Genomic DNA, 11,052 nt, shown 5'->3' with positions numbered 1-11,052 from the left:
GGCCCTGGGGGGTGGGCCCGGGGTGGGGGGGGGGGGGGGCCCCGGGGGGGGGGGGTTACACCGCCTGGGGGCGGCCACCCGGGGGGCCCCACCACCTGACGTTCTACCGACCGCTCTCAGCCCTGCCCGGGTCAGCCCCGCCGCGCAGCGTCGTCAGCCCGCCGCGCTGTCCTTGGCCTCCTTCTTGGCCGCCGCGTCCTCCACCGCCTCCAGGGCGCGCTTGTCGGTGACCGCCAGCTCGGTGACCTCCAGCGCCTGCACCAGGATGCCCTCGGCCTCCTGCTCCTGGGCCCGGTCGATCGCGACGACGCCGCCCTCCTCGGCGGCGAGCAGCTCCGGCTTCGTGATGGGCCGCGGCACCTCCTCGATACCCCTGATCTCCTCGATGCCGTCCTTCTCGTCGACCACGTCGAGCTCGACCATGCGCCGGGCCGACGTGAGCACGTTGCGCTCCAGCGAACCGATCATCTGGTTGTAGCTCTTCGTCGCCGACTCCAGCGCGCGGCCCGTCCGGGTGACGTGGCCGGTCATCGTGACCAGGCGGGCGTACAGCTCCTTGCCCACGCTGAGCACCTTCTGCGCGTTCTCGGCCAGCGCCTCCTGCCGCCACGCGTAGGCCACGGTGCGCAGAAGAGCGAGCATCGTGGTCGGCGTCGCGATGATGACGTTCTTCTGCGCCGCGTACTCCAGCAGCTCCGGGGCGCGCTCCAGGGACGCCGACAGGAACGCCTCCGCGGGCACGAACATCACCACGAACTCGGGTGCCGGCTCGAACTGGTTCCAGTACTTCTTGCCCGCCAGGTCGTCCACGTGCTTGCGCATGTGCCGCACGTGCGCGTCGAGGCGCTGCTCGCGGTACGCGGCGTCGTCGGACTGCTGGGCCTCCAGGAAGCCGAGGAACGCGACCTTGGCGTCCACGACGACGCGCTTGCCGCCGGCGAGGTTGATGACCATGTCCGGGCGGAGGATGCCCTCCTCCGTGGTGACCTGCGCCTGCTCGGTGAAGTCGACGCGGTTGATCATGCCCGCGGACTCCACCACCTTGCGGAGCTGCAGCTCGCCCCAGGCGCCGCGGGTCTGCGACGAGCGCAGCGCCGTGACCAGGTCGGCCGTGCCGTTGCGCAGCTCGGCCGAGACCTCGGCGACGTTGCGCATCTGCTCGACCAGCGCGCCCTGCCCCTCGATCCGGGCCTTCTCCGCCTGCAGCACCTCGCCGCGTACCAGCTCGACCGCCTTGGTCAGCGGGTCCACCAGCGACTTCACGGCCTGCTCGCGCTGGGCCAGCGCCTGCTCGCCGGCCGACGCCGACCGCTTGAGCCGCTCCTCCGCGAGCTCCAGGAACCGCTTGCTGTTGGCGTCCAGCGCGTCGCCGGCGAGCGCCTGGAACTGCCGTCGCGCGTGCTCCTGCTCGGTGCGGGCGGCGGCGATCTGCTCCGCGGCGCGCTCGCGGGCGTCGGCGATCTGCTCGTCCGCGCGGTCCCGCGCGGCCTCGACCTGACGCTCCGCAGCCTCGACCTGGGCGCGCAGCCGTACGACCTCGAGGTCCGCCTCGCGCACGGCGGACGTGCTGCGCTGGGCGTGCCCGAGCCACCCCAGCAGCGCGCCCACGACGAGGGCGCCGAGGGCCAGCAGAATCGTTGCGGCGATGTCCATGTGCGACAGGCTGCCACGAGTCACCGACACTCCCGTACGCCGACACCCCGCGCGTTCCCAATCGTCCCCGTATGCGGCGGCGGGCGGTCCGACGTCGTCCCTGGTGGTGCCCTCCGAGGCGCCGTCCGCCCCGAGACGGACCGGCTATCACCCGCACTCATCCTCGCGTCGGATCCGGTCCGTCACAGGTGCCGGTTAGGTTGGGTGCCATGACGACCCCAGTCGACTCCAGCCCGCCGGGGAGCGCGGGCCCGCAGGGCGCCCCGGAGCCGCCCCCGTACGACCCCTCGGCTGCGCTCAGCGTGCGCGGCCTGTGGAAGCGGTTCGGGCAGAAGATCGCCGTCTCCGGCGTCAGCCTGGACGTGCCCGCCGGCTCGTTCTACGGCCTGGTCGGCCCCAACGGCGCGGGTAAGACCACCATGCTGTCGATGGCCACCGGCCTGCTGCGGCCCGACTTCGGCGCGGCCTGGGTCCACGGCGTGGACCTCTGGGCGCGCCCGGACGAGGCCAAGGCCACTCTCGGCGTGCTGCCCGACGGCGTCCGTCTGTTCGACCGCCTGACCGGGCGCCAGCTCCTCACGTACGCGGGGATGCTGCGCGGGATGGACAAGGACACGGTCGTCGAGCGCACCGGCGACCTGCTGCAGGCCCTGGACCTGAGCGCCGACGCCGACACGTTCGTCGTCGACTACTCCGCGGGCATGACCAAGAAGATCGCGCTGGGCAGCGCCATGATCCACGCGCCCCGCACGCTGGTCCTCGACGAGCCGTTCGAGGCCGTGGACCCGGTCAGCGCCGCCAACATCCGCGACATCCTCAAGGACTACGTGGCGGGCGGCGGCACGGTGATCGTCTCCAGCCACGTGATGGACCTGGTGCAGCGCATGTGCGACCACGTCGCGGTCCTCGCGGGAGGCCAGGTGCTGGCTGCGGGCACGGTCGACGAGGTGCGCGGCGAGCAGAGCCTCGAGGACCGGTTCGTCGACCTCGTCGGCGGCCGCCAGCACTCGGAAGGGCTCTCATGGTTGCGCGGTTCCTGACCCTCAAGCTGACGCTGATGGGCAACACGTTCCGCAAGAGCGTGTGGCAGACGATCGGCATGATCGTCGCCGCGGTGTACGCCCTGAGTATCGTCGGCCTGCTGGTCGTCGCGGTGGTCGGGCTCGGTGTCTTCGAGGACCCGGCCTGGGCCGGCCTCGCGATCACGCTCGGCGGTGCCCTCACCGTCCTGGGGTGGTGGCTCATCCCCATCTTCGCGTTCGGCGTGGACGCCACCCTGGACCCGCACCGGTTCTCCACCTACGCCATCCCCCGCCGCACCCTCGTGGCCGGGCTCGCCGTGGCCGGCCTGGTCTCGGTGCCCGGCATCGCGACCGTCCTGACTGCTCTCGGCACCTCCTTCGCCTGGGTGCTGGAGCCGGGCACGCTCCTGGTGGCGCTCGTCGGCGCGGCGCTCGGCGTCGCCACCTGCGTGGTCGGGTCCCGCGCGATCACCACGCTGCTCGCGCCCGTGCTGGAGTCCCGGCGCTACCGCGAGGTCGTGACGCTCGTGGCGCTCGTGCTGGTGGTGTCGATCGGCCCGCTGATCGGCTGGCTCGCCAACGGTGTCGAGGTCTCCATCGAGGCCAACCCCGGCGATAGCACCGGCATGCAGCTCCTGCCCGTCTTCGAGCAGGCCGCCGGCGTCGTGGGCTGGACGCCGTTCGGCGCGTCCTGGGCGCTCGCGAGCACCGCGCACGACGGCGACTGGGCCGGGCTGGTCGGTCGGCTCGCCGTCGCGCTGGGCACCATCGCGCTGGCCTGGCTGGTGTGGGACCGCGCCCTGGCCCGTGCGCTGGAGCGCCCGCCCGTCGGGGACAGCGGCGGTGGCCGGGCCAAGGGACTGGGCGCGTTCGGCCGCGTGCCGTTCTCGCCCACCTGGGCCGTGGCCGCGCGCACCGCGACCTACTGGCTGCGGGACCCGCGCTACTCCGGCTCGCTCGCGATCGTGCCGCTGCTGCCCGTGATCATGTACTTCTCCAGCCAGAGCACGGGCAACTACTTCCTGCTGCTGGCCACGGGCCCGTTCGTGGCCTGGATCCTCGGCTTCAGCATCTCCAACGACATCGCCTACGACAACACCGCGTTCGCCCTGCACGTCGCGTCCGGTGTCGACGGCAAGGCGGACCGGTGGGGCCGGGCCATCCCGATGCTCACGGTGGGACCGCTGGTCAGCGCCGCGACGGTCATCGCGTCGGTGTGGGTGGCCGACTCCTGGCACCTCGCGCTCCCGCTGCTCGGGCTCGCGTTCGGGTTCCTGCTGGTGAGCACCGGGGTGTCGAGTGCGGCCTCGGCCCGGCTCGTCTACCCGGTGGCCAAGCCGGGGGAGAGCCCGCTCAAGTCCCCGCAGGGCGCCGCGATGGCCACGATGGTCTCGCAGGGCATCGGCTTCCTGATCACGGCGGGGCTGTCGCTGCCGGTGCTGGGTGTGGGCATCGCGGCCCTGATCCTCGGCGGGGCACTGTGGGGCGCGGCCACGCTCCTGGTCGGCGTCCTGTACGGCGCGCTGATCCTGGTCCTCGCGGTCCGGTTCGGCGCCCGCGTGTTCGACCGGCGGCTGCCGGAGCTGCTCCAGCAGGTGCAGTCGTTCCCGTAGGCCGGCCGGGTGTCAGTGGCTCGGCGTAGCGTCGCCTGCATGAATCACGTCACAGGGCGAGTCGACCGGATGGGCCCCGCGAATCTTCGCGGGGCCCAGGTCCACGACGCCGACATGAGTGGCGCCTCGTTCCGCGAGGTCGCCCTGAACGGTGTGCGGATGCGCGGGGTGGAGCTGGCCGGTGCCGACATCGACGGCTACATCGACGGCCTGCGCGTCAACGGCGTCGAGGTGGAACCGCTGGTCGAGGCCGAGCTGAACCGGCGGTACCCGGAGCGCGCGCTGCTCCAGGACCGGTCGATCGGCGGCCTCCGCGCGGCCCTCGACGCCTTCGAAGCCATGTGGGAGGCCACCGTCGAGCGGGTGGCGTCGATGCCGCCGGGCACGGTGGACGTCTCGGTCGACGACGAGTGGTCGTTCGCCCGGACCCTTCGCCACCTGGTGTTCTGCACCGACGGCTGGCTGCGCTGGGGCGCGCAGGGCCGGCGCGACGACGTCTTCTGGCCTGCCGGCGTGCCGCACACCGCGTTCGACGCCGGGGCACCGGCGCTCGGGGTCGACCTCGCCGCGGCGCCGTCGTACGACGAGGTGCTCGAGGTCCGGCGCGGCCGGCTGCAAGAGGTGCGGGAGTACCTGGCCGCCGTCACGCCCGAGCAGGCCGGGAGCCCGGCCGAGCCACCGCCCTGGATGGACCAGTCCGAGCCGTTCGTCGCGGCCCAGTGCGTGTGGGTGGTGCTCTCCGAGGAGTGGGAGCACCACCGGTTCGCGACGAGGGACCTGGACCTGATCGACGCGGGCGCCGCCGCGTCCACGTAAACTTGCGCGACGTGGCTCTCACTATCGGCATCGTCGGCCTGCCCAACGTCGGCAAGTCCACCCTCTTCAACGCTCTGACGCGCAACCAGGTGCTCGCGGCGAACTACCCGTTCGCCACGATCGAGCCCAACGTGGGCGTGGTCTCGCTGCCCGACGAGCGGCTCGACAAGCTGGCCGAGATCTTCGAGAGCCAGCGCATCCTGCCGGCCACGGTCTCGTTCGTGGACATCGCCGGCATCGTCAAGGGCGCGTCCGAGGGTGAGGGCCTGGGCAACAAGTTCCTCGCGAACATCCGCGAGGCCGACGCGATCTGCCAGGTGACGCGCGCCTTCGACGACCCCGACGTGGTACGGGTCGACGGCTCGCTCGACGCCCCCGGCGACATCGAGACCATCTCCACCGAGCTCATCCTGGCTGACCTCCAGACCCTCGAGAAGGCTCTCCCGAGGATGGAGAAGGAGGTCAAGATCAAGCGCGGCGACCCCGTCCTGTACGCGGCCGCCAAGAAGGCGCAGGAGATCCTCAACGAGGGCGTCACGCTCTACCAGGGTGCCGCCGACGCCGGCCTGGACCTCGCCGAGATCGCCAGCCTGCAGCTCATGACGGCCAAGCCGTTCATCTATGTCTTCAACACCGACGACGCCGGCCTGGCCGACACCGCTTCGCAGGAGGCGCTGCGCAAGGTCGTCGCGCCCGCGCAGGCGATCTTCCTGGACGCCAAGTTCGAGTCCGAGCTCGTCGAGCTGGAGCCTGACGAGGCCGCCGAGATGCTCGCGGAGACCGGCCAGGAGGAGTCCGGCCTGGACCAGCTCGCGAAGGTCGGCTTCGAGACGCTCGGCCTGCAGACGTACCTCACCGCGGGGCCGAAGGAGGCGCGCGCGTGGACCATCCACAAGGGCTGGACCGCCCCGCAGGCCGCCGGCGTGATCCACACCGACTTCGAGCGCGGGTTCATCAAGGCCGAGGTCATCTCGTTCGAGGACCTGGTCGAGACCGGCTCCGTGGCCGCGGCGAAGGCGGCGGGCAAGGCCCGCATCGAGGGCAAGGACTACGTGATGCAGGACGGCGACGTGGTGGAGTTCCGGTTCAACGTCTGAGCATCACCCCGGTTTCGGCCTGGTCTCCTGACCAGGCCAAATGCCGGTTGACCTGCGGTAACGCTTCTGAACCCTCGGGACAGTGGTGGACAGAAATGGCCTCCAGGGGCCACCCATTCCCCCATGGTTCCCCCACGGGATCCGGGGTGTTTCCGCAGGTGAGTGCTCACGTCTGAGGTTGTGCCAGGTGTGCCGTTCCCCCACAGGGAGCGGCTGGGACACCTGACGGGTGGAGAGGACCACCCATGGCAGCCACACCCGGCAAGCGAGTCTTTGGAGAGCTGGAGAAGCGCAGGAGCGCCACCACCGGCAAGGTGACCGGCTGGCGTGCGCGCTACACCGGCCCGGACCTGGAGCGGCACCCCAAGACGTTCGGCGACAAGATGGCCGCCGAGTCGTGGCTCAACGCCGAGCGCATCCTGATCGACCGAGGCGAGTGGAAGCCCCCGAAGGTGCGCGAGCTGGAGGCGCGCCTGGCTGAGCAGCGGTCCGTGACGCTCCGCGAGTGGGCGTACCGGTCGATCGAGGGCAAGACCCTACGACCGGGCACCCTCTACCGCTACAAGACAGCGCTGGAGAAGCGGATCCTGCCCGTGCTGGGCGACATCCCGTTGAAGGACCTCACCCGCCTGGACGTGGCCACCTGGTACACGAAGCTGCGCGTCGTGCTGGCCGAGGAAGCGCGCGGCAGGAAGTGGCACGGCAAGGAGAAGTCCGACGGGCGCGGCGCCGCCTTCTCTGCCTACCAGGTCCTCTCGTCGATCCTGAACGACGCCGTGGACCACGAGCTGCTGAATGCCTCGCCGGCGAAGGTCAAGGGTGCGCTGCGGTACAAAGCCGTTCACGAACCGATCGTTGTCACGACCGATCAGATGTGGCGGATGACGGAGTTGATGCCGGACTACCTCCAGGCCATCGTGCCGCTGGCCGTGACCACGGGTCTGCGTAACGGGGAACTGCGTGCGCTCAAGCGCAGGCACCTGGACCTTGATGATCCGTCGCGTGCAACGGTCACCGTGCGTGGCACGGCGGCCGACCATCGGGAGCGAGGCAAGTTCACGGAGATCGGTGAGCCGAAGACGGATGCGTCCTACCGAGAGATCGCGATCCCGTCCTTCGTGGTCCCCATCCTGCGGGAGCACCTGGAAAAGTTCTCCGAACCAGGAGCGGACGGCATCGTGTTCCGGGCGGCACGCGGGGGAGTGATGCACCGCCAGATCATCCAGCGCAAGTGGACTGTCGTCCGAAAGGCCGTCGGGCTGGACGAACTGCACTTCCACGACCTGCGGCACACCGCGCTGACGTGGGCCGCTCGCTCCGGCGCGACACTGGCAGAGCTGATGGCGATTGCCGGGCACAGCAACCCGACCGTCGTGCTGCACTACCAGCACGTCGGGGACGAGGAACGGCGGCACACGATCGCCGAGAAGCTCGGGGCCGCGTTCAAGGACGATCTGGCCGAACGCCGAGCTCTGCGTACCGCGCAAGCTGACACCGAGCCCGGGACACAGGCTTCGGGCTGACTGTGACGCACGGGGCCCAGAACGGGCGCGCGCGGAGCACGGTGCACACCTGTGAAGTCAAAAGGGTTCGCCGCACACCGGAGGTTCGACATGGCAACGCATCGTCCAGCGCGAGAAAGCAGCACGTCCCCGGCTCCACAGACGCCACGACAGGCTGGTGCGAGCGCAGCACGGCTTGTCTCGCTCCGGGACGCCGCTGAAGTGTTCGGCGTGTCCGTCAAGACGATCCGCCGTCGGATCGCCGACGGAACAGTGACCGGCTACCGGATCGGCACGCTGATCCGTGTGGACCTGGACGAGCTCCGGGCGGCACTAGTGGTGAAGATCCGCTCGGCACACTGATGCGTGCGCGATTGACGCCCGAGCGTTTGCGCAGGTCGTACGGTCCCGCCAATTTGGCGGGGCCGTACTTTTCCGGTTTGTCTCTCGGCGGCCGGTCGACGGTGAAGGGGCCTAGGGGGCATCTGCCCAGGTCGTATGGTTCTGCCAATTTGGCAGAACCATTGTTGTCCGGTTTGTTCTCCAGGCCTGGGGCGGGCCAGTGGCGCGTCGGTGGAACCGCAGGTCACGCGGTGGTGCCAAATTGGCACCACCGCGGATGTCCGGATTAGCCCTGAGGCTGGCGACAGCCCAGCTCTGACCGCGCGGCACGTCGGAGCGAACGGGCAGGTCGCGCGGTGGTGGCAATTTGCCACTACCGCGCATGTCCGAGTTAGGCCTCTTGCATCTGCGTCTGCCTGCCCCATGATCGCGATTGTGCACGCCACCTGTACCTGTCGAGGTACTCGTTGACGTCCCCCACGCTGCTTGCGCACGCGTGTTCCGGGTGGGGGACATGGCGGCGAACAGGGTGAACGCATGTCCCCCAACTCGTGGCCATGACCCCGCAGCTTGGCAAGCGGAATCCAGCCGCCGGCCCCCAGCATGCTGTCTGCACGCGGATACACATCCATGCGTCGAGGATGACGAACGAGCGCGCGCTCTGCGCACACCAAGATGCCCGCACACCAAGGTGTGCGCAGGTATCAGTGCAGGTCAGCTGCGCGCACCAACTCGCGGCGTTTGCTGATGCGGCAAGGGTTCGTCGTGACCGCGTCCCGTCTGCGCTACTGACGGGATGCTGCCTTGGGTTCGATGGGAAAGGTACGAGAGTCCGTGTTCGAGCGGGCTCGGACAAGACCCGAAGCGTGAGCCATGCAGGCGGTTTGGAAGGCAGACGGGTGCCGGCTGCCGATCATGTGCGCAGGCCGCTATCGTGCGGGCGTGACTGTTGCCCGCCCGCTGCTGTTCCTCGACGTCGACGGGACCCTGTTGCCGTTCGGCGGGCCCGGGATGCTGCCTCAGCCTCGCGACGGTAAGCCAGACGACCCTGACATGCCGCGCCCGGAGTTCGACTTCATCGATCCGGCCCTCGGTCCGCTCTTGCTGGCTCTGCGCTGCGAGCTGGTGTGGGCGACGGCCTGGATGGCCGACGCCAACGACGTGATCGCGCCGCGGGTCGGGCTACCTGAGCTGTCGGTCGCGGACCTGCCGCCGTATGGGGATGGCGAGCCGAATGGTCTGGGGTGGAAGACGCGTGCCCTGGTCCGGGTCGCGGCGGGCCGACCGTTCGTGTGGATCGACGACGTCATCACGGAGATGGATCGCTGGTTCGTCGAGGTGGAGCATCCTGGGTCTGCGCTGCTGTTCCATGTCGAGTCGTCTGTCGGGCTGACGGCCGACGGCGTCGCCGAGATCGCGACATGGCTGCGAGGGCGGGAGTCGTGACGGGTCGCGCTGCGCCGCCAACCGCTGGTCCGACGGCTTCGCGGAGCTCACTGTTCGCACACGCAGTCCGATTGCGCGACGAGAACCCGGACGTCCCGTTGCCGAGAGACGGTTACCCCTTTCCCGACGATGAGGCACACCGTAGGCGCAAGGTTGACCGTCCAAAGGATCCGCTGCTCAGGGGAGCCGCGGCCGCAGACATCCTCGGTGAGTTTCTCAGCGACCCGCACGACGATCTCGACCTGGTGGAGAAAGCCTTCCATGGTGTCGACGTTCCGATCCACCAGAACGACCACCTCCGATCGGTCGCCCTGCGTGCCGATCCGGAGCTGGTGCGACGTTACGGGCGGTGGCTGGTCGAACACGCGCGTGATCGGTGCGCCCTTACGATCGGGCTGGTCCTTCTCGCCGCCCGGCCATCGGCCGACGACATCGAGGTCGTCAGGACGATCGGACTGCTCTCCGACCAGTTCGCGCCGCTCGCAACAATCATCCTGCGCAGGGTCCGAGGCGGCGGAGAGAGCCTGCCCTGGTTGGCGGAGCGCTCGTCCGGGTGGGGCCGCGTGTACTACGTCGAGGCCCTGTGCGAGTACTCCGGTCGGCATAGGGACTGGTTGCTGCGTCACGCCTGCGACGGTGACTTCCTCAACGCGTACTTCGCGGGCCAGGTCGCCCTTGCTGCAAGCCTCCAGGAAGCGATCACCCGACCCGCGGTAGACGACGAATTGATCGACCACACCGGTCGCCTGCTCAGCGCGATGGCAGGCGCCGGTGGGATGGGGCTGGATCTGTCGCGGTACCCGCCGGCGCCGATCGTGCTCGCCGAGTACGCGCGCCACCTTGCCTCTCAAGAACCTGCGGGCGCCCGGGTTCTGGTTGCCATAGCGCTCGCCCACGATGTCCGGTCGCGCGAGCCAGCACGGCTCGGATGCTCTGCGCAGGAGAAGGCCGCGATCCTGAGTTCCTTGGAGGAGACCCTCGCAGTACCCGCGTGGCTCGAGGCAGCTTCCGAAGAACTGGTCCGGTTGCCGTCCTGGGCGACGTGGGCTCAGGCGAACGGCGTGCTTCCACCCGCGTTGATGACGGCATACATCAAGACCGATGATGCCAACGCGCAACGTGGAGGACGGTCATGACGCAAGGTGCTGACGAGGTCGATGGGTTCCGACCGGTCGTCGACCCGCAGGCAACGCTCGCGTGGATCCCGCAGGACGTCCGTGAGGACGGAGACCTCTGTGGAATGGACGCTTCCGGCTGGGAGGACGACACGTGGATCCTGCACGACCTGACGGTTCCCATCGATCTCACAGATCGCGAGGAAGGGCCACGGGTCCGGCGCCGATGGCGTGACGTCACCAATGAGGCTCTGGCGGCAGTGTCGAAGGCAAGGGGGTGGCCGCCGAACTCGATGTACCTGATCAGGCATCTTCGCTGGCCGGACATCGAGATTGAGGAGGGTGTCTTCGGTGGCGAGTCGCTGACGGCGTTGCTCGACATCGTGGGTGAGTTCTCCGGACCTGACATAGCCTGCTTCGCCTACTACGGGATGGTGCCCGCCAAC

At 69.5% G+C, this 11,052-nt stretch carries 9 protein-coding genes; 8 read left to right on the top strand and 1 reads right to left on the bottom strand.

Annotated elements, in window-relative coordinates; translation table 11 throughout:
- Positions 1 to 153: 153 nt before the first annotated feature.
- The gene (rmuC, locus tag ACH47X_RS23805) at positions 154 to 1,653 is read right to left on the bottom strand and encodes a DNA recombination protein RmuC (RefSeq protein WP_397407515.1); all 1,500 of its coding nucleotides are present in this window, start codon (positions 1,651 to 1,653) and stop codon (positions 154 to 156) included.
- Between the two features lie 209 nt (positions 1,654 to 1,862).
- On the opposite strand from rmuC, the gene ACH47X_RS23800 reads away from it, so the two are divergent.
- From ACH47X_RS23800 to ACH47X_RS23765, 8 genes are all read left to right on the top strand, one after another.
- The gene (locus tag ACH47X_RS23800; RefSeq protein WP_142033208.1) at positions 1,863 to 2,693 is read left to right on the top strand and encodes an ABC transporter ATP-binding protein; all 831 of its coding nucleotides are present in this window, start codon (positions 1,863 to 1,865) and stop codon (positions 2,691 to 2,693) included.
- Positions 2,675 to 4,288: a hypothetical protein gene (locus ACH47X_RS23795; protein WP_397407513.1), complete on the top strand. Its 1,614-nt coding sequence runs from the start codon at positions 2,675 to 2,677 to the stop codon at positions 4,286 to 4,288. The genes ACH47X_RS23800 and ACH47X_RS23795 overlap by 19 nt, the downstream gene beginning before the upstream one ends.
- A 39-nt stretch (positions 4,289 to 4,327) precedes the next feature.
- The gene (locus ACH47X_RS23790; protein WP_397407511.1) at positions 4,328 to 5,104 is read left to right on the top strand and encodes a DinB family protein; all 777 of its coding nucleotides are present in this window, start codon (positions 4,328 to 4,330) and stop codon (positions 5,102 to 5,104) included.
- 11 nt (positions 5,105 to 5,115) lie between these two features.
- Positions 5,116 to 6,201 carry a redox-regulated ATPase YchF gene (gene ychF / locus ACH47X_RS23785; RefSeq protein WP_142033210.1) on the top strand — a complete coding sequence of 362 codons (1,086 nt, stop codon included), beginning with the start codon at positions 5,116 to 5,118 and terminating at the stop codon, positions 6,199 to 6,201.
- A 245-nt stretch (positions 6,202 to 6,446) separates the two neighbouring features.
- Complete coding sequence (locus tag ACH47X_RS23780; RefSeq protein ID WP_397407508.1) at positions 6,447 to 7,724, top strand: tyrosine recombinase XerC; 1,278 nt, start codon at positions 6,447 to 6,449, stop codon at positions 7,722 to 7,724.
- Between the two features lie 90 nt (positions 7,725 to 7,814).
- Positions 7,815 to 8,066 (top strand): helix-turn-helix domain-containing protein, encoded by a 252-nt coding sequence (locus ACH47X_RS23775; RefSeq protein ID WP_397407506.1) that lies wholly within the window; start codon positions 7,815 to 7,817, stop codon positions 8,064 to 8,066.
- Between the two features lie 921 nt (positions 8,067 to 8,987).
- Positions 8,988 to 9,491 (top strand): HAD domain-containing protein, encoded by a 504-nt coding sequence (locus ACH47X_RS23770; RefSeq protein WP_397407504.1) that lies wholly within the window; start codon positions 8,988 to 8,990, stop codon positions 9,489 to 9,491.
- Positions 9,492 to 9,562: 71 nt separating this feature from the next.
- The gene (locus tag ACH47X_RS23765) at positions 9,563 to 10,627 is read left to right on the top strand and encodes a hypothetical protein (RefSeq protein WP_397407502.1); all 1,065 of its coding nucleotides are present in this window, start codon (positions 9,563 to 9,565) and stop codon (positions 10,625 to 10,627) included.
- Positions 10,628 to 11,052 lie beyond the last annotated feature (425 nt).

It is taken from the genome of Promicromonospora kroppenstedtii, from assembly GCF_044389675.1.
In the GTDB taxonomy this organism is placed as follows: Bacteria; Actinomycetota; Actinomycetes; order Actinomycetales; family Cellulomonadaceae; genus Promicromonospora; species Promicromonospora kroppenstedtii.
This window is presented reverse-complemented; position numbering and strand designations above follow the sequence as displayed.